General features: G+C 61.0%; 18 protein-coding genes. 14 read left to right on the forward strand and 4 right to left on the reverse strand.

Annotation, left to right across the window (positions count from 1 at the left end; genetic code table 11):
• The first annotated feature begins 217 nt into the window (after window positions 1-217).
• A complete protein-coding gene (locus tag BT199_RS16045) occupies window positions 218-1,210 on the forward strand; it encodes an AraC family transcriptional regulator (RefSeq protein WP_014719909.1) in 993 nt (330 codons plus the stop codon).
• A 72-nt stretch (window positions 1,211-1,282) separates the two neighbouring features.
• Here BT199_RS16045 and BT199_RS16050 read toward each other — a convergent pair whose 3' ends face one another.
• Window positions 1,283-2,158, reverse strand: a complete 876-nt coding sequence (locus BT199_RS16050; protein WP_020302516.1) for a LysR family transcriptional regulator — start codon at window positions 2,156-2,158, stop codon at window positions 1,283-1,285.
• 114 nt (window positions 2,159-2,272) lie between these two features.
• On the opposite strand from BT199_RS16050, the gene BT199_RS16055 reads away from it, so the two are divergent.
• Genes BT199_RS16055 through catA form a run of 3 tightly spaced genes read left to right on the forward strand, consistent with a single transcriptional unit; the run spans window position 2,273 to window position 4,672 of the window.
• Entirely contained in the window at window positions 2,273-3,400 is a 1,128-nt protein-coding gene (locus BT199_RS16055) for a muconate cycloisomerase family protein (RefSeq protein ID WP_072434980.1), read from the forward strand.
• Window positions 3,401-3,412: 12 nt separating this feature from the next.
• Window positions 3,413-3,703, forward strand: a complete 291-nt coding sequence (gene catC / locus BT199_RS16060; protein ID WP_072434982.1) for a muconolactone Delta-isomerase — start codon at window positions 3,413-3,415, stop codon at window positions 3,701-3,703.
• Window positions 3,704-3,742: 39 nt separating this feature from the next.
• Window positions 3,743-4,672 (forward strand): catechol 1,2-dioxygenase, encoded by a 930-nt coding sequence (catA, locus tag BT199_RS16065; RefSeq protein ID WP_072434984.1) that lies wholly within the window; start codon window positions 3,743-3,745, stop codon window positions 4,670-4,672.
• A gap of 123 nt (window positions 4,673-4,795) precedes the next feature.
• On the opposite strand, the gene BT199_RS16070 is transcribed toward catA, so the two are convergent.
• A complete protein-coding gene (locus BT199_RS16070) occupies window positions 4,796-5,269 on the reverse strand; it encodes an Lrp/AsnC family transcriptional regulator (protein WP_003194103.1) in 474 nt (157 codons plus the stop codon).
• Window positions 5,270-5,413: 144 nt separating this feature from the next.
• On the opposite strand from BT199_RS16070, the gene kynU reads away from it, so the two are divergent.
• Together kynU and BT199_RS16080 are read left to right on the forward strand one after the other, a co-directional pair.
• The gene (gene kynU / locus BT199_RS16075; RefSeq protein ID WP_072434986.1) at window positions 5,414-6,664 is read left to right on the forward strand and encodes a kynureninase; all 1,251 of its coding nucleotides are present in this window, start codon (window positions 5,414-5,416) and stop codon (window positions 6,662-6,664) included.
• A 132-nt stretch (window positions 6,665-6,796) separates the two neighbouring features.
• The gene (locus BT199_RS16080; protein WP_014719903.1) at window positions 6,797-8,203 is read left to right on the forward strand and encodes an amino acid permease; all 1,407 of its coding nucleotides are present in this window, start codon (window positions 6,797-6,799) and stop codon (window positions 8,201-8,203) included.
• Here the strand turns inward: BT199_RS16080 and BT199_RS16085 are convergent.
• A complete protein-coding gene (locus BT199_RS16085; protein ID WP_072434987.1) occupies window positions 8,149-9,039 on the reverse strand; it encodes a LysR family transcriptional regulator in 891 nt (296 codons plus the stop codon). The two genes, BT199_RS16080 and BT199_RS16085, sit on opposite strands and share 55 nt — an antisense overlap.
• A gap of 185 nt (window positions 9,040-9,224) precedes the next feature.
• On the opposite strand from BT199_RS16085, the gene BT199_RS16090 reads away from it, so the two are divergent.
• The 4 genes from BT199_RS16090 (at window position 9,225) to BT199_RS16105 (ending at window position 13,563) form a co-directional block, all read left to right on the forward strand.
• Window positions 9,225-9,989, forward strand: a complete 765-nt coding sequence (locus BT199_RS16090) for a sulfite exporter TauE/SafE family protein (protein ID WP_014719902.1) — start codon at window positions 9,225-9,227, stop codon at window positions 9,987-9,989.
• Between the two features lie 41 nt (window positions 9,990-10,030).
• Complete coding sequence (locus BT199_RS16095) at window positions 10,031-10,927, forward strand: LysR family transcriptional regulator (RefSeq protein ID WP_014719901.1); 897 nt, start codon at window positions 10,031-10,033, stop codon at window positions 10,925-10,927.
• A gap of 103 nt (window positions 10,928-11,030) precedes the next feature.
• A complete protein-coding gene (locus BT199_RS16100) occupies window positions 11,031-11,924 on the forward strand; it encodes an NAD-dependent epimerase/dehydratase family protein (protein WP_072434988.1) in 894 nt (297 codons plus the stop codon).
• A 193-nt stretch (window positions 11,925-12,117) separates the two neighbouring features.
• Window positions 12,118-13,563 carry a SulP family inorganic anion transporter gene (locus BT199_RS16105; RefSeq protein WP_072434990.1) on the forward strand — a complete coding sequence of 482 codons (1,446 nt, stop codon included), beginning with the start codon at window positions 12,118-12,120 and terminating at the stop codon, window positions 13,561-13,563.
• Between the two features lie 29 nt (window positions 13,564-13,592).
• Here the strand turns inward: BT199_RS16105 and BT199_RS16110 are convergent, their stop codons facing one another.
• Window positions 13,593-13,967, reverse strand: coding sequence for a lysozyme inhibitor LprI family protein (locus tag BT199_RS16110; protein ID WP_032902520.1), 375 nt, complete (start codon window positions 13,965-13,967; stop codon window positions 13,593-13,595).
• A 189-nt stretch (window positions 13,968-14,156) separates the two neighbouring features.
• Here BT199_RS16110 and BT199_RS16115 point away from each other — a divergent pair, with 189 nt between their 5' ends.
• From BT199_RS16115 to BT199_RS16130, 4 genes are read left to right on the forward strand one after another with little or no spacing between them, the layout of a single operon-like run.
• Window positions 14,157-15,560 (forward strand): GntT/GntP/DsdX family permease, encoded by a 1,404-nt coding sequence (locus BT199_RS16115; RefSeq protein ID WP_020302507.1) that lies wholly within the window; start codon window positions 14,157-14,159, stop codon window positions 15,558-15,560.
• 25 nt (window positions 15,561-15,585) lie between these two features.
• Window positions 15,586-16,446 carry a MurR/RpiR family transcriptional regulator gene (locus BT199_RS16120; RefSeq protein ID WP_072434992.1) on the forward strand — a complete coding sequence of 287 codons (861 nt, stop codon included), beginning with the start codon at window positions 15,586-15,588 and terminating at the stop codon, window positions 16,444-16,446.
• Window position 16,447: 1 nt separating this feature from the next.
• Window positions 16,448-17,911: an N-acyl-D-amino-acid deacylase family protein gene (locus tag BT199_RS16125; protein ID WP_014719895.1), complete on the forward strand. Its 1,464-nt coding sequence runs from the start codon at window positions 16,448-16,450 to the stop codon at window positions 17,909-17,911.
• A gap of 29 nt (window positions 17,912-17,940) precedes the next feature.
• On the forward strand, window positions 17,941-18,309 hold the full coding sequence (locus BT199_RS16130; protein ID WP_014719894.1) for a glyoxalase superfamily protein: 369 nt from the start codon (window positions 17,941-17,943) through the stop codon (window positions 18,307-18,309).
• Window positions 18,310-18,660: the final 351 nt, after the last annotated feature.

Raw genomic sequence — 18,660 nt, forward strand, 5'->3', positions numbered from 1 at the left:
AAGTTGGGCAGCAAATACCCATGGCGGTGCGCGCAGGTGACGGCATGCGCTACTGTGATGGTGGGCGATGGTCGTAAAGCCCTGGGATTTATCCACATAGTCGACCGTTACTATCCACCCAGTGGCCACGCTGCTGGCGTGGCCTGGAACTTGCTGTCGAGGTTCAACGACGCGCCGCCAGAGCGCGCAAATGCCTAACCGCCGTGGGTGCACCCTGATGAGTAGCCAGACACGCGATATTCATATTCAACGCTTCGACCTGGAAGGCGCGCGCAGCTGGATGTCCGGCATCTGCGGGCCCCATCGCCTGGCGACGGCCACCCCCGAGCGCCTGCGCTTTCACCACAGCGCCAACGTGTTCAAGTCCCGCGCCACCACCCTGGGCGTGATCGAATACGGTACCGATGTGACCATCGACATCGAAGACGCCGAGCACTTTCGCAGCTACAGCTTGAGCCTGCCGCTGGTGGGCGAGCAGGAGCTGAGCAAGAACGGTGAGCGCCTCAGTTCCAACCGCGACCAGGGCGTGATCATTTCACCCAATGAGCATCAGGTGCTGGCGATTTCCGGTGACTGCCGCAAGTTGCAGGTGGTGATCACCCGCGCGGCGATGAGCGAGTCACTGGAAGGTTTGCTGCAACGGCCCATCGATGCACCGCTGCGGTTTGAGTCGGTGATGGATGCTGTGGACGGAGCACCGGCCTCGTGGTGGCGCATGGCGCGATACTTCATCGCCGAACTGGAATGCAGCAGCGAGTTGTACGAGCAGGCGGCGTTTACCCGTGACCTGGAAAGCTCGCTGATCAAGGGGCTGATCCTGGCCCAACCGAATAACTACTCTGAAGAGTTGCGCGAGGTGTTGGGGGTAAAACTGCCGCACTACTTGATCCGTGCGCGGCAATTCATCCACGACAACGCCCGTGAAGTGCTGCACCTGGAAGACCTGGAAGCGGCGGCGGGCGTGTCGCGGTTCAAACTGTTCGATGCGTTTCGCAAGTACTTCGCACTGTCGCCCATGGCGTATCTGAAGAAGCATCGGCTGGGGGCGGTGCGCCAGGAAATTCTGGAGCAGGGCTCAATGCGCACTATTTCTGAAATCGCCCTGGGCTGGGGGTTTACGCACCTGGGGCGGTTTTCGGCGGAATACCGCAAGCTGTTCGATGAGTCGCCCAGCCAGACATTGCAACGCAAGCGCCTGCGCATTACTTGAACCCGGGTGAGGATCAACAGGTGGGAGCTGGCTTGCCTGCTCCCACATGGAGTATGGGGTGCCTGGAGGATCTCAGATCAACTCCTCAACCAGTTGCAGGCAATGAGTCAGCCCCGGCGACCGGTCATTCACCCGCCGGCTGAGGATGATCGGCGAACTCGCCGTCGCCTCCACCACCGGCGTATAGCCAATATCCGCCCGATGCAGCACCTGCACCGACGCCGGCACCAGCGTCACGCCCATACCGGCGCCCACCAGGCCGATAGCGGTCTGCAATTCGTTGGTCCACTGCGCCACCTTCACGCTCAAGCCATGGGCGTCGAACAGCGCGATCACATGGTCGGCATAACTGGGGCGCGGGTTGCCGGGGTAGAGCACGAAGGGTTCGGCAGCCAACTGGGCGAGGGTGGCCGGAGCGCCCAGCAACGGGTGACCGCTGGGCAGCACCGCCACCAGGCGGTCTTCCACCAGTACGCGCTGGACAATGGCCGGGTCGTCGATGCGAATACGCCCGAAGCCCACGTCAATGCGGCCAGCCTTGAGCGCTTCGACCTGCTGCAAGGTGGTCATTTCCGACAAACCCAGCTCCAGCTCCAGGGCGTCGTGGGTGCGCAGGCGCCGAATCAGCTCCGGCAGCACGCCATACAAGGTCGACGGCGCAAAGCCGATGCCCAGCCAGGTTTTCTCGCCTTGGCCGATGCGCCGAGTGGTGTCGCAGACCTTGTCCAGTTGTTCGAGCAGTACATTGGCGTGCTCATAGAAAAAACGCCCGGCTTCGGTCAGGCGCAAAGGCCGACTGCGCTCCAGCAGCACCACCCCCAGTTCATCCTCCAACTGCTGGATCTGCCGGCTCAAGGGCGGCTGGGCGATGTGCAGGCGTTCGGCAGCCCGGGTGAAGTTAAGGGTTTCGCCCAGCACCTGGAAATAGCGCAAGTGACGCAGTTCCATATTGACTCCTTTCATACCTTGAGGGTATCGCACCAGACCAATTCTATATTGGAACCCCAAAAAAATGCGGCACAGAATCGACGCAAATCTATAAAGAACCCAACGGGTATTGCCATGCCGATTTGCGCCATCGAATCGATCGACACGCTTATTGTTGATCTGCCCACCATTCGCCCGCACAAGCTGGCGATGCACACCATGCAAAACCAGACCCTGGTGATCATCCGCCTGCGTTGTGCCGACGGCATTGAAGGCATCGGCGAAGCCACCACCATTGGCGGCCTGAGCTACGGCAATGAAAGCCCCGACAGCATCAAAATCAATATCGACCGCCACTTTGCGCCGCTATTGATCGGTCAGGACGCGAGCAACGTCAATGCGGCCATGTTGCGCCTGGAACGCAGTATTCGCGGCAACACCTTTGCCAAGTCCGGTATCGAAAGCGCCTTGCTCGACGCGCTCGGCAAACGCCTCGGGCTGCCGGTCAGCGAGCTGCTGGGCGGGCGTGTGCGTGATGCGTTGCCGGTGGCCTGGACCCTGGCCAGCGGTAATACCGAACAGGACATCAACGAGGCCGAGAAAATGCTCGACCTGCGCCGTCACCGCCTCTTCAAATTGAAGATTGGCGCCGGTGAAGTCAGCCGCGACCTGGCCCATGTGATCGCAATCAAGAAAGCCCTGGGCGAGCGCGCCAGTGTGCGCGTCGACGTCAACCAGGCCTGGGATGAGGCCGTGGCCCTGCGGGCATGCAAGGTGCTCGGCGACCACGGTATCGATCTGATCGAACAACCGATCTCGCGCAACAACCGTGGCGGCATGGCCCGGCTCAACCTGTCGAGCCCGGTGCCGATCATGGCCGATGAATCTATCGAATGTGTGGAAGACGCCTTTAACCTGGCCCGTGAAGGCGCGGCCACGGTGTTCGCCCTCAAGATCGCCAAGAACGGTGGCCCTCGCGCTGTATTGCGCACGGCGGCGATTGCCGAAGCGGCTGGCATCGGCCTGTACGGCGGCACCATGCTCGAAGGCGGCATTGGCACCCTGGCCTCGGCCCATACCTTTCTCACGCTGAACACCCTGGCGTGGGGCACCGAATTGTTCGGCCCGCTGTTGCTCACCGAAGACATCCTCACCGAGCCACCGGTGTACCGCGATTTCCAGCTGCACGTTTCCAGCGCGCCGGGCCTGGGCCTGGCGCTCGATGAAGAGCGCCTGGCGTTCTTTCGCCGTGACAAACACTAAGAGGCCTCTGCCATGTTGTTCCACGTAAAAATGACCGTGAACCTGCCCCTCGATATGCACCCCGAGCGTGCCGCCAGCCTCAAGGCCGAGGAGAAAGCCTTGGCTCAGCGCCTGCAAGAGGAGGGCAAGTGGCGCCACCTGTGGCGCATCGCCGGGCATTACGCCAACTTCAGCGTGTTCGATGTCGACAGCGTGCAGGAGCTGCACGACCTGCTGATGCAACTGCCGTTGTTCCCCTACATGGCCATCGAAGTGAACGCGCTGTGCCGCCATCCGTCGTCGATCCATGCGGACGACCGCTGAGCCGGCTTGCACCTATAACTACAAGATGAGGAATGCACCATGTCCATCCGCCTGTCCCAGACTGCCCACGCCCAACAGTTTCTCGAAGAAGCCAGCGGCAACCTCAATGACGCGGGCAACCCACGTACCAAGGCGCTGATTTACCGGATCCTGCGCGACACCGTGAACATCATCGAAGACCTGGAAGTGACCCCGGAAGAATTCTGGAAGGCGGTCAACTACCTCAATGAACTGGGCAAAAACCAGGAGGCCGGTCTGCTCGCTGCCGGCCTGGGCCTGGAGCATTATCTGGACCTGTTGATGGACGCCGCCGATGAGCAGGCAGGCAAGTCCGGCGGTACACCGCGCACCATCGAAGGCCCGTTGTATGTGGCCGGCGCGCCGCTGTCCCAATACGAAGCACGGCTGGATGATGGTCAGGACGACGCGGTGCCGTTGTTCATGCGCGGGCAAGTGCGCGATACCGCAGGCAAGCCATTGGCGGGGGCGATTGTCGATGTGTGGCAGGCCAATACCGGCGGCACTTACTCGTGGTTCGACCCGAATCAATCTGAATTCAACCTGCGTCGCCGTATCGAGACCGACGCCCAGGGCAACTACCGTTTTCGCAGCATCGTACCTTCGGGCTACGGTTGCCCGCCGAGCGGGCCGACGCAACAGTTGCTCGACCAACTCGGGCGCCACGGGCAGCGGCCGGCGCATATCCACTTCTTCATCTCGGCGCCTGGGCACCGGCACCTGACCACGCAGATCAACCTGTCGGATGACCCGTACCTGCACGATGACTTCGCCTATGCCACCCGCGATGAACTGATTGCCGAGATCCGCTTCAGCGACGATCCGCAACTGGCGCGGGAATTTGGCGTGCAAGGACGGTTTGCGCAGATTGATTTTGACTTTGAGTTGCAGCCTGCCGCCGCGCCGGTCGAGCAGAAACGTATGCAACGCGTACGCGCCCTCGAGGACTGAATACGGTTGGAAATGTGGGAGCGGGCTTGCTCGCGAATGCGGTGTGCCAGTTAATACATGGGCTGGCTGATCCACCGCATTCGCGAGCAAGCCCGCTCCCACAGGGTTTCTATGGTGGTGCGGTTACTTGCGTAGGACCAGGTCCAACACCTCATCCCGGTCCTTGATCTTCTGCAGCACTATCTCCGAACGGATATCCATCACCCCCGCCGTGCGGTTCAGGTGGTTCACGATAAAGTCCGAAAAGTGCTTGAGGTTACGCGCCTGCACCCGCAGCACATAGTTGCTGGCGCCGGTGATCACATAGGCGCTCGCCACCTCTGGCCAGCCTTGCACCTTCTTGATGAACGTCTCATGCCAGTCCTCCACATCCTGGCGCAACGACAGGTGCACGATGGCTTCCAGCTCGATCCCCAACTGCTCGGCGTTCAATACCGCGCGGTAGCCGCTAATGATTCCCTCGCTCTCCAGCAGGCGCAAACGGCGCAGGCATGCAGACGGCGACAGCGCGACTTTTTCCGCCAATTCCTGGTTGCTGATGCGGCCATCCTGTTGCAGGAAATGCAGGAGGCGCAGGTCGGTGGCGTCGAGAATCATGCTTGGAAGATATCCGCGTATTTGGAGGTTAAATTCGAATTTCCTACAGCTTAAATAGCCGTTTACCCACCACTTTGCACGAAAATTCTCTAAAAGTTCGTTCATTATTTGGTCCATCCTCACCTATAAAAACCAGGACGACCCATGACCACTCGAAGCCATTGCCAAGCCCTCGACGCACAGGACCCTTTGGCCCCCCTGCGTGCCCAATTCGCCTTGCCCGAGGGCGTGATCTACCTCGACGGCAACTCCCTCGGCGCTCGCCCGGTGGCGGCGCTGGAACGCGCACAACAGGTGATCGCCGAGGAGTGGGGCAACGGCTTGATTCGTAGCTGGAACAGCGCTGGCTGGGCGCAGTTGTCCCAGCGCCTGGGCAATCGCCTGGCGCCATTGATTGGTGCGCGTGACGGCGAGGTAGTGATCACCGACACCACCTCGATCAACCTGTTCAAAGTGCTCAGCGCCGCCTTGAGTGTGCAGCGCCAACGTACACCTGCGCGCAAGGTCATCGTCAGCGAAGCGAGCAACTTTCCCACCGACTTGTACATCGCCGAAGGCTTGGCCGAATTGCTGCAACAAGGCTATTCCCTGCGCCTGGTGAACAGCCCGGCCGAACTGCCCCAGGCCATTGATGCGGACGTGGCGGTGGTGATGCTCACCCACGTCAACTACAAGACCGGCTATATGTACGACATGGCGGCGCTGACCGCACTGAGCCACGAGTGCGGCGCGCTGAGCATCTGGGACCTGGCGCATTCGGCGGGCGCGGTGCCTGTCGACCTGCATCAGGCCAATGCGGATTATGCGATTGGCTGCACCTACAAATACCTCAACGGCGGACCGGGCTCCCAGGCGTTTGTGTGGGTCAACCCGGCGTTGGTGGATGTGGTGCGCCAGCCGTTGTCGGGTTGGTTCGGGCATACCCGCCAGTTCGCCATGGAGTCCACCTACGCCCCCAGCGCCGGCATTGCACGCTACCTCTGCGGTACCCAACCGATTACCTCGCTGGCCATGGTGGAATGCGGCCTGGATATTTTTGCCCAGACCGACATGGCGCGCCTGCGGACTAAGTCCCTGGCCTTGACTGACCTGTTCATTGCGTTGGTCGAAAGCCGTTGCGCCCCCCACGGCCTGGAGCTGATCACCCCGCGTGAACACGCCCGGCGCGGCAGCCACGTCAGCTTTGAACACCCCGAAGGTTACGCCGTGATCCAGGCCTTGATCGCCCGAGGCGTGATCGGCGATTACCGTGAACCGCGGATCATGCGCTTTGGTTTCACGCCGCTGTACACCAGCTTTACCGAGGTGTGGGACGCCGTGGAAATTCTCGGTGAAATTCTCGACAACGCCACCTGGGACCAGCCGCAATTCAAAGTCCGCAACAGCGTTACTTAAGGGCAACACAGATCAAATGTGGGAGCTGGCTTGCCTGCGATAGCGTCGGTGCATTCACTACCGTTATCGCAGGCAAGCCAGCTCCAACAGGTTCAGCGTCAGCCACCATCACAATAATAAAGGGGCACACCCGTGACCACGCCAGACAACGGCTTTGCAGAGATTACCCACCGTGAACTGGGCCTGAGGCGCCAGCTCACTTCCGGCCAGATGAGCATGATCGCCATCGGTGGCGCCATCGGCACCGGGCTGTTCATGGGCAGCGCCTACGCCATCGGTTATGCCGGGCCGAGCGTGCTGGTGAGCTACGCCATCGGCGCGTTGATTACCTTGCTGCTGATGGGCTGCCTGGCGGAGATGACGGTGGCCCATTCCACCTCCGGCTCCTTTGGCGCCTATGCCGAGTTCTACATCAGCCCGTTGGCCGGGTTCCTGGTGCGGTATGCCTACTGGGCGGCGATTGTGCTGGCGGTGGGGGCCGAGGTCACGGCGGTGGCGATGTACATGAAGTACTGGTTTGCCAACGTGCCGGAGTGGGTGTGGATCGTGTCGTTTTCCAGTGTGCTGATCCTGCTCAACGCGATCAGCGTGAAGACCTTCGGCAACTTCGAATACTGGTTCTCGACGATCAAGATCAGCGCTATTGTCGGTTTCATCATACTGGCGGTGTATGTGGTGTTCGGCTCTGGTAACCCCGACTACGGCGTGCAGAACTACACGGCCCACGACGGCTTTTTCCCCCATGGCTTGAGTGGCATGTGGATCGCGGTGATCGTGTCGATCTTCAGCTACCTCAGTGTCGAGATGATCGCCGTGGCCGCCGGTGAAGCCGCCGACCCGGAGCAGGCGGTGAAGAAAGCCTTCCGCGCTACCATCGTGCGGCTGGTGGTGTTCTATCTGCTGACCCTGGCGCTGATGCTCGCCATCGTACCGTGGAACCAGGCCGGCCAGGCCCAGAGCCCGTTTGTCACAGTGATGCAGACTATCGGCATTCCCGGTGCCACCGGGGTGATGAATTTCGTGATCCTGATCGCGGCGCTGTCGGCCATGAACAGTCAGCTCTACATCACCACGCGCATGATGTTCAGCCTGTCGCGCGCTGGTTTTGCGCCCAAGTCCATGGGCGCGCTGAGCAAGAACGGCATCCCGCTCAACGCATTGCTGCTGTCCAGCTCGGGCATTGCCCTGGCGACGTTGCTTAACGTGGTGTACCCGGAAAGCTCGTTCACCCTGATGATGGCGATCTCGATGTTCGGCGCAATCTTCACCTGGTTCATGATCTTCCTCACTCACCTGTTTTTCCGCCGCTATCGCAAGCGTCATGGCGGGGCGAAGTTGTCGTTCCAGTTGCGCCTGTTTCCCTACAGCACGTTGCTGGGGTTGGTGCTGATGGGGGCGGTGATGATCACCACCTATTTCACCGACGCCTTCAAGATGACACTGGTGTTTGGCGTGCCGTTCCTGCTGATTCTGTCGGCTGTGTATTACGGGTTCTTCCGCAAGGGCAGGGCCAAGGCGTCGAACAAAGCCCTGGCATAACCCGGCAGTTGCTCGAACGAGCGTGCGCATAACAGCAACGTGCGGCAGGCCCACTCCTCTTGCAGGAGGTGGGCCTTGAAACGGCGTTCTGACGGCCAGCGGTCCAAGGCGGCCTGAGGCACGATGCCCAGGCCCGCACCGCCGACGACCATGCGAATCAACCCCTCAAAACCGTCGGCGCGAATGCGCGTCTGCAAGCGAAAGCCAGCGTGCAGTGCCTGTTCTTCCAGGTAAACCGCCAACGCGCTGTTCGCCCCCAGGCCCACGTAGTCGTATTGCAGGCTCTCGATAAAACTCGGGTTGGTCAACGGGTGGTCCAGGGGCATGATCAGCACCAGCGGGTCGTCGCGAAACGCCAGGGTCTGCAAGCCGTGGGTGTCTACCGCATCGGAAATAATCCCCAGGTCGGCGGTGCCCTGGCGCAAGGCGTGGGTGATGCGCAGGCTGGGCAACTCTTGCAGGTCGATATCGAGGTTGGGATGCTCGCGCAAAAACTGCGCGAGCAGCTCCGGCAGGTATTCGCTGAGGGCGGTGGTGTTGCACAGCAGGCGTACCTGGCCTTTGACGCCATTGGCATATTCGGCCAGGTCTTGCTGCAGATGGTCGGCCTGCTGCAACAGCAGGCGAGCATGCCGGGCCAGGGCTTTGCCCGCGGGTGTTGGGGTTACGCCACGGCGGCCGCGCTCGAGAAACGCGATGCCCAGTGAAGACTCCATGGCTCGGATGCGTGCGCTGGCGGCAGCCAGGGACAGGTGGCTGCGGGCCGCGCCGGCGGTGATATTGCCGCTGTCCAGGATGTGCAGGTAGAGGCGCAGGTCGATGAGGTCAAAGTGCATGAAGTTTCCCTGTGACTGGAAGGGCCTCATCGCAGGCATGCCAGCTCCCACACTTGAATGTATTCACAATTCCAAATGTGGGAGCTGGCTTGCCTGCGATAGCGTCATCAGCCTCACGCAAAACAAGAGGCTGGCTCAGTATATGGCGAATTTTCAGCCACTCTCCAGCCCTGCACAATCGGTGCATGAATACCTTCCTCTCCTTCTACCAAAACCTCGGTCCCGCACTGACAGCGCTGGTCATCACTACCTTCCTGCTGGCCGGTACGGTGAAGGGCGTCATCGGCCTGGGCTTGCCCACTGTAGCCATGGGCATGCTTGGCCTGGCTATGCTGCCGGCGCAGGCTGCGGTATTGCTGATCATTCCTTCGACGGTGACCAACCTGTGGCAACTGTCCTTTGGCGGGCACTTGGGTGCCTTGCTCAAACGCCTGTGGCCGATGCTGTTGCTGATTTTCCTCGGCACCGGGTTGGGCACCTTGTGGCTAGGCATGGGTAGCGGACCTTGGGTGGTGCGTGCCCTGGGCGCGGCTTTACTGGTGTATGCGCTGAGCGGGTTATTCCTGCCGACCTTCAAGGTCGCGCCCCGAACCGAGCGCTGGCTGGGCCCCATGTGCGGGGTGATCACCGGCATCATTACCTCGGCCACCGGTGTCTTCGTGATCCCTGCGGTGCCGTACCTGCAGGCGCTGGGCTTGAGCCGTGACCAGTTGGTGCAGGCGCTGGGGCTGTCGTTCACCGTATCGACGTTGGCACTTGCCGCCGGGTTGGCTTGGCGCGGTGTGCTGGGCGGGGGTGAAATGGGGGCGTCGGTGTTGGCGCTGGTGCCGGCCTTGCTGGGGATGTGGCTGGGCCAGGTGGTGCGTCGGCGTATCAGTGCCGTGTGGTTCAAACGTGGATTTTTTACCGGCATGGCGTTGTTGGGAGGCCATTTGTTGCTGGCTGGTTAATAATGAGCGGGCATTTTTCAGCCGTTAATGAAGGACTGCCCGTGAAAGCCCGTTCCGATGAGCTACAGATCTTCGTCAGCGTGATTGAATGCGGCTCGATTTCTGCCGCCGCCGAAAAGGTCGGGCAAACGCCGTCTGCGGTCAGCCGCACGCTGTCGCGCCTGGAAGCCAAGCTCGATACCACGCTGATCAACCGCACCACGCGACGCATGGACTTGACCGAGGAGGGCAAGTACTTCTTCGAGCAGGCCAAGCTGATCCTGGCGCAGATGGATGAGCTGGAAGAGCGCCTGTCCTCGCGCCAGAAAAAGCCGGCCGGGCGCCTGCGTATCAACGCCGCCGTGCCGTTCATGCTGCATGGGATCGTGCCGTACATCGCTGAATTTCGCAGCCTCTACCCGGATATCCAGTTGGAGCTCAACAGCGATGATTTGATCATCGACCTGCTGGAGCAAAGCACCGACATCGCCATTCGCATCGGCGCCCTTGCCGACTCGACCCTGCATGCGCGGTTCCTGGGCAGCACGCCGCTGCATGTCCTGGCCAGCCCCGACTACCTCAAGCAGTACGGCACGCCGACGACCGTTGCCGAGTTGGCTGATCACACCTTGCTGGGCTTCACCCACACCGAGACCCTCAACCACTGGCCGCTGCGTCACGGCGAAGGTGACCGCTGGCTGATTCAGCCCGGCGTCAGTGCATCCAGTGGCGAAACCCTGCGCCAGTTGGCGCTGCAGGGGCAGGGCATTTGTTGCCTGTCGAATTTCATGACCGTCGCTGACATCGACGCCGGCCGCCTGGTGCCCATGCTGGAGGCGTCCAACAGCGGTTATCGCCAGCCGATCCACGCGGTGTTCTATCGCAACTCGCAATTGGCACTACGCATCCAGTGTTTCCTGGACTTTATTCAGGCCAAGCTGGCGCGCTATGCGCGCTGATTCGTGACCTGAGCGCAAGAGTGAATTGGGCCGCACGGGCTTATTCGGCAGCAGTGGGAGCTGGATACTGGGCGCATCACTTACCCAGTCAGGAGCAACCTCCATGAATGTATTCGTTACCGGTGCAGCAGGGTTTATCGGCGGTTCGATCGCCACCGGCCTGGTCAACGCCGGCCATCACGTCACCGGCCTCGTGCGCAGCGCCGAACAAGCCGCCGAAATGACCGCCCTGGGCATTACGCCGGTGATCGGCACCCTCGACGACGCAACCGTATTGACCGAGCAGGCACAGAAGGCCGATGCGGTGATCAACGCTGCCAGCAGCGACCATCGCGCCGCTGTGGAAACCTTGCTGGCCGCCTTGAAAGGCTCGAACAAGCCGTTCCTGCATACCAGCGGGTCGAGCATCGTCGGCGATGCGTCGGGCGGTAAAGCCAGTGAAGTCATCTACTTTGAAGACAACCTGCCTGAGCCGACCGTCGACAAGGCTGCCCGCGTGGCCATCGACAACCTGATCCTCGCGGCGGCCAATGACGGCGTGAATTCGGCGGTGATCTGCAACACCCTGATCTACGGCCACAGCCTGGGCGTGAAGCGTGACAGCGTGCAATTGCCGCGCTTGCTCAAGCAGGCGCGCAAAAGCGGGGTAGTGCGCCATGTGGGCAGCGGGCAGAACATCTGGTCCAACGTGCATATTGAAGACGTGGTCGCCCTGTATCTGCTGGCGCTGACCAAAAACGTCCCGGGTACGTTCTACTTCGTGGAAAGCAGCGAAGCAGCATTCATCGACATGACCACGGCGATTGCCCAAGCGCTGAACCTGGGCAAACCACAGGATTGGCCATTGGCCGAGGCTGAGGCCGAGTGGGGGTATGAAATGGCCAACTATGGCTTGGGCTCCAATAGCCGAGTGCGCGGCAAGCACGCTCGTGAGCTGTTGGGTTGGGTGCCCAAGCGTACTTCGGTGGTGGAGTGGATTCGCGACGAGATGGTGTGATGTTCGCTTAGCACCGCGGTGCGGCCTTCGCGAGCAAGCCCGCTCCCACATTTGAATCTATTCACAGATCCAAATGTGGGGGCTTGCTCGCGAAAGGTGCGACTCGGTATATCGGACCTGACACTTCACTAGCCCCACCCGCCGCAATTCCGTACCATTCCCCGCCTTATCCCCCGCAACTCCCTGGTACTCCATGAACCTCACCCGTCTGCGCGCCGACGCCCTGGCCGGCCTCACCACGTCTTTCGCCTTGCTGCCCGAATGCATCGCCTTTGCCTTGGTGGCTCATCTCAACCCGCTGATGGGCCTCTACGGTGCTTTCATCATTTGCACCCTAACCGCGTTGTTCGGCGGCCGGCCAGGCATGGTCTCGGGCGCCGCCGGTTCGATGGCGGTGGTGATCGTCGCGCTGGTGGTGCAACACGGTGTGGAGTATTTGCTGGCGACGGTATTGTTGGGCGGGTTGATCATGGTCGCTTTCGGCCTGTTGCGCCTGGGCAAGCTGGTGCGCATGGTGCCGCATTCGGTAATGCTCGGCTTCGTCAACGGCCTGGCGATCATCATTGCGCTGGCGCAATTGGAGCATTTCAAGAGCGGCGAAAGCTGGCTCAGCGGCACGCCGCTGTACGTGATGGCCGGGCTGGTGGCAGTCACCATGGCCATTGTGTACCTGCTGCCGCGCCTGACCCGTGCCGTGCCGCCCGCGCTGGTGGCGATTCTGGGTGTGGGCCTGGCGGTGTACCTGCTCGGTTTGCCGACCCGTACCTTGGGGGATATGGCGCACATCGCCGGTGGCTTGCCGACCTTCGCGCTGCCGCAGATTCCCTGGACCCTGGAAACCCTCGGCATCATCGCGCCCTACGCGTTTTTGATGGCGATGGTTGGCCTGTTGGAAACCTTGCTGACCCTCAACCTCACCGACGAAATCACTGAGACCCGTGGTTATCCTGACCGCGAAAGCGTGGCCCTGGGCGCGGCGAATATGGTCTCGGGTCTGTTTGGCGGCATGGGTGGTTGCGCGATGATCGGGCAAACCGTGATCAACCTCAGCTCGGGCGGGCGTGGGCGTTTCTCCGGGGCGTTTGCCGGGGTGATGATTCTGTTGTTCATTCTGTTTCTTTCGCCACTGATCGAGCGAATCCCGCTGGCGGCGTTGGTGGGCGTGATGTTCGTGGTGTCGCAACAGACCTTCGCCTGGGCGTCGCTACGGGTGATCAACAAGGTGCCGCTCAATGATGTGCTGGTGATCATGGCGGTGACGATCATTACGGTGTTCACTGACCTGGCCACCGCTGTGCTGTGCGGTATCGTCATCGCCGCGCTGAACTTCGCCTGGCAGCAGGCGCGGGAACTGTACGCCGATGAACACCTGGAGGCCGATGGCAGCAAGCTCTATCGGCTGCACGGCACGTTGTTCTTTGCCTCAACCACGCCGTTTTTGAATCAGTTCGATCCGGCCAACGACCCTGCTCAGGTCACGCTGGATTGCCGTCACCTGAGCTTTGTCGACTATTCGGCGATTGCCGCCCTGATGACCCTGCGCGAGCGCTACACCAAGGCTGGCAAGCACCTGCGGGTACTGCATTTATCCGAGCGCTGCAAAAAACTGCTCAAGCGCGCCAAGGTTCATCACGACTGACGCCTTCTTCTGTAGGAGCGAGGTTGTTATTACGGCCCGACCAGGTCTTCCAGCTCCTGGGCGCGGGTCTGGGTCATGTCCAGCACGCAGCCTGAGCCGTTTACCTGATCAATCGTGCCGCCGGTGGCGCTGCCTGCGTAGGCGCAATTGGCGTCGCGGTATTTGATCCACAGGCGCTGCACGTCTTGCAGTTGCTGTTTGCGCGGGCCTTCCTGGGCGGCGAGGGCGGTTTTGTAGGCACGGTTCAGGCGGTCGTCCTGCACCTTGGTTTGCCTGGCGTTGCAATTGACCATGTCGGCGGTGGTATTGGCGCTGTCCATGCATTTTTTCAAGGCAGGGTTGTCGGCGGCATAAGCGCTGCTGCACAAGAGCAGGACGCTGGCGGCAATTGTGGTGCGAATCATGAGCGGGTTCCTGGGCAATGGATGCGCAGTCTATGACTCAAGGGCGGCGTTTGAGTTTCCGCCTTCACTGATCTTCATGTAAGAACACCCTCCGAATTTTCATCCACCCACGTCGGGCATATCCCCAAGCGACAGCGCTTATCCGTGGGCGAAAATTACTTTCATAAAAATTGAAAATGCTCCTCGGGAATGATTTATGAGTTTCACAACCAATTCGACGTGACCCTTTCCGAGGAGTACCGCATGGCCGCATCACCGGGCTTCGGGCTGTTGGCATACGCTGCCATCGCCATCATTGCATTGATCGTGCTGATTGCACGCTACCGACTCAACCCCTTTATCGTGATTACCCTGGTGTCCATCGGCCTGGCGCTGATGGCCGGAATGCCAGCGGACACCATCATGGGTTCGTACGAGGCGGGTGTCGGCAAGACCCTGGGGCATATCGCCCTGGTGGTGGCGCTGGGTACCATGCTCGGCAAGATGATGGCCGAGTCCGGTGGCGCCGAGCAGGTGGCGCGCACGCTGATCAACCGCTTCGGTGAGCGCAATGCCCACTGGGCGATGGTGTGTATCGCGTTCCTGGTGGGGCTGCCGCTGTTTTTCGAAGTCGGCTTTGTGTTGCTGGTGCCGATTGCCTTTACCGTGGCGCGGCGCGTGGGCGTGTCGATCCTGATGGTCGGGCTGCCGATGGTCGCTGGCCTGTCGGTGGTGCATGCGTTGGTGCCGCCGCACCCGGCGGCAATGATGGCGGTGCTGGCCTATAACGCCTCGGTCGGGCAAACGGTGCTGTATGCAATCCTGATTGGCATCCCCACGGCGATCATTGCCGGGCCCGTCTACGCCAAGTTCATCGTGCCGCACATTCAGTTGCCGGCGCAAAACCCGCTGGAGCGCCAGTTTATCGAGCGTGAACCGCGTACACGCCTGCCCAGCTTTGCGCTGACCATGGGCACCATCCTGTTGCCGGTGGTGTTGATGATGATCGGCGGCTGGGCCAACGTGATTTCTACGCCGGGCAGCGGTTTCAACCAGTTCCTGTTGTTTATCGGCAACTCGGTGATCGCCCTGTTGGTGGCGACCCTGGTGAGTTTCTGGACCTTGGGCCTGGCCCAGGGCTTCAACCGCGAGTCGATCCTCAAGTTCACCAACGAATGCCTGGCGCCGACCGCCAGCATTACCTTGCTGGTGGGCGCGGGCGGTGGGTTGAATCGCATCCTGGTGGACGCTGGTGTTACTCATGAAATCCTTGGCCTGGCTCATGCGTTCCAATTGTCGCCGCTGGTGATGGGCTGGCTGTTCGCCGCGTTGATGCGCGTCGCCACCGGCTCGGCCACGGTGGCCATGACCACCGCGTCCGGGGTGGTCGCGCCGGTCGCCTTGGGCCTGGGTTATCCACACCCTGAATTGCTGGTGCTGGCGACTGGTGCGGGCTCGGTGATCTTTTCCCACGTTAACGACGGCGGCTTCTGGCTGATCAAGGAATACTTCAATATGACGGTCATCCAGACCTTCAAGACCTGGACCGTACTGGAGACCCTGATTTCGCTGGTCGCCTTCGGTCTGACCTACGGCTTGTCCCTGGTGTTATGAGCCTGATTCTATAACCGGAGCCTGCATGGACATCCTCTACCAGATCCGCGCCCGCCAGGACTCGTTCAGCGCCGGCGAAGGGCGTATCGCCAAGTTGATGCTTGAAGATGTGGGCTTTGCCGCCTCGGCCAGCCTGGAGGCGTTGTCCCAGCGGGCCGAGGTCAGCACCGCGACCTTGTCGCGTTTTGCCCGCAGCGTTGGCTGCCGTGACTTGCGCGATTTGCGCCTGCAACTGGCCCAGGCCAGTGGTGTGGGCAGCCGCTTCCTGGACCCGGCGGGGTTGCCGGAACAGTCGGCCTTTCATCGGCAAATTCTGGGCGATATCGAAGCGACGCTGCGCCAGCATTTGTCAGGTTTTAACCAGCACAGCTTTGTCGATGCGGTCAGTTTGCTGGGCAAGGCGCGGATGATTCATGCGTTCGGCATGGGCGGCCCCTCCAGCCTGTGCAGCGATGAATTGCAGGTGCGCCTGGTGCGTCTGGGCTACCCGATTGCGGCCTGCCATGACCCGGTGATGATGCGCGTCACGGCTGCGACCCTGGGCACGCAACATGCCTTAATTGTCTGTTCCCTCACCGGCCGCACACCTGAATTACTGGATGTGGTGAAACTGGCGCGCAACTACGACGCACGGATCATTGCCATCACCCTCGCGGACTCTCCCCTGGCCGAATTGGCGGATGTCCTGCTGCCGCTGCAACCGGCGGAAACCAGTTTTATCTACAAACCCACCGCCGCCCGCTACGGCATGCTGCTGGCCATCGACCTGCTCGCCACCGAGCTGGCGCTGGCCCTGCCGGACGACAACCAGGAACGCCTGCGCCGGATCAAGCTGGCCCTGGATGATTACCGCGGCGGCCCTGGCAGCCTGCCGCTTGGAGACTGATATGACGTACGACACGCTGATTCGCCAGGCGCTGATCATCGATGGCAGTAACACCCCAGGGTATATCGCCGATGTGGGCGTGCACGCAGGGCGCATCCGCACGATTGGCGACTTGTCCACAGCCCGGGCCGAGCAAGTCATCGACGCCCATGGCCGCGTATTGGCGCCGGGTTTTATCGACGTGCACACCCACGATGACACGGTGGTGATCCGCCAGCCGCAGATGTTGCCCAAGCTCAGCCAAGGCGTGACCACGGTGATTGTCGGCAACTGTGGCATCAGCGCCTCGCCGGTGAGTTTGCGCAGCGACCCGCCGGACCCAATGAACTTATTGGGCAAGCGTGAGCAGTTCTGTTATCCGCGGTTCAGCGATTATCGCAACGCAGTGCAAGGCGCCGATCCGGCAGTGAACGTTGCCGCCCTGATCGGCCACACGGCGCTGCGCAGCAACCATATGGATGACCTGCATCGCACCGCCACGCCCTATGAAATCGCGGCCATGCGCGTGCAGTTGCAAGAGAGCCTGGAGGCCGGTGCCCTTGGGTTATCCACAGGCCTGGCCTACGCCAGCGCATTCAACGCCGAGACTGATGAGGTGTTGCAGCTTGTTGAAGAACTGACGGCCTACGGTGCGGTGTACACCACGCATTTGCGCAGCGAGTTCGAGCCGGTACTGGAGGCAATGGATGAGGCGTTTCTGATCGGCCGACATGCCAGGGTGCCGGTGATTATTTCCCACCTTAAATGCGCGGGTGCCGGTAATTGGGGGCGCAGTCCGCAGTTGTTGGCGGCTCTGCAAGCTGCAGCGGAAAATCATCCGGTGGGCTGTGATTGCTATCCCTATGCTGCCAGTTCCTCGACCCTGGACCTCAAACAGGTCACCGACGCGTTTCGCATCACCATCACATGGTCGACACCGCACCCGCACATGGGCGGGCGCGATTTGCAGGACATCGCTGGCGAGTGGAACGTTTCGCTGTTGGAGGCCGCTCGCCGTTTACAGCCGGCAGGGGCGGTGTATTACGGGATGGATGAAGCCGACGTTCGGCGCATCCTCGCGCATCCGTTGTCGATGGTGGGCTCGGACGGCTTGCCTGAAGACCCGTTTCCTCATCCCCGCTTGTGGGGGGCCTTCCCACGTGTACTCGGGCATTTCAGTCGGGATGTCGGCTTGTTCCCTTTGCACACGGCGGTGCACAAGATGACCGGCTTGTCGGCGGCGCGCTTTGGGCTGGCCGAGCGTGGCGAGATCCGTGAAGGCTACTGGGCTGACCTGGTGTTGTTCGACCCCCTGCGGGTGCGGGATGTGGCGGATTTCACCGCACCGCAGCGCGCAGCTGAAGGGATTGATGGCGTGTGGGTCAATGGCGTATTGAGCTATCGCGATGGGCAGGCGAACGGCGCGAGAGCAGGCCGGTTCCTGGCGCGTAGCGGGGATTTGCGTGGTGGGTTTACGGCTCTATAGTGGGGCTTCTTTTATACGGAGCTGTCGCCATGCACTTAGGAAAAGTCGTCCCCATTCTGCGGATTTTCGACGAGGTCAAAGCCTTGGAATTCTACGTCGACTTCCTGGGGTTCAAGGTCGATTGGCAGCATCGTTTCGAGGCGAACTTCCCGTTGTACCTTCAGGTCTCGCTGGGGGAATGCGTGCTGCATTTGTCCGAGCATCATGGTGATGCTTCACCGGGGGCGGCGGTGCGAATTCAGGCCCAAGGGGTCGATGCGTATCAGCAGCAGTTGCTGGGCAAAGAGTACCGATATGCCAAGCCTGGGGTTGAGGACACGCCCTGGGGTTCGCGGGAGATGAGTATCCGTGACCCGTTTGGGAATCGGCTGGTGTTTGTCGAGGACAGCGAGGTCTGAAGGGTAAATGGCAGGCAAAAAAAACCGCCTTAGTAGGGCGGTTTTTTATTGCAAACCCAGTGAGTGGCTGGGGTTTGCTATCTCAAAGGACGCATTGACCCGCAGGTGGATACTAACTGCCGGTCACGTCGTCACGCAAGACGGAACGATGGCCGGCATGGATCCTTTAGGCATCTTCTCTTGCCTGATTTTGACTGCAAAAGCTTGCAATGAATCTATCGGCGATACTGGATATTTGACCACTGTTAGACACACCTTAGACGGGAATGTTGGTTAGGATCTTCCCCGTTCTGCGTTTGTCGCTTTTGGGGGGCCGGGTACGCGCGCGAATTCTGGACTGACCGCCACGGG

This window comes from Pseudomonas sp. NFR02 (assembly GCF_900119375.1).
GTDB classification, from domain to species: Bacteria; Pseudomonadota; Gammaproteobacteria; order Pseudomonadales; family Pseudomonadaceae; genus Aquipseudomonas; species Aquipseudomonas paracarnis.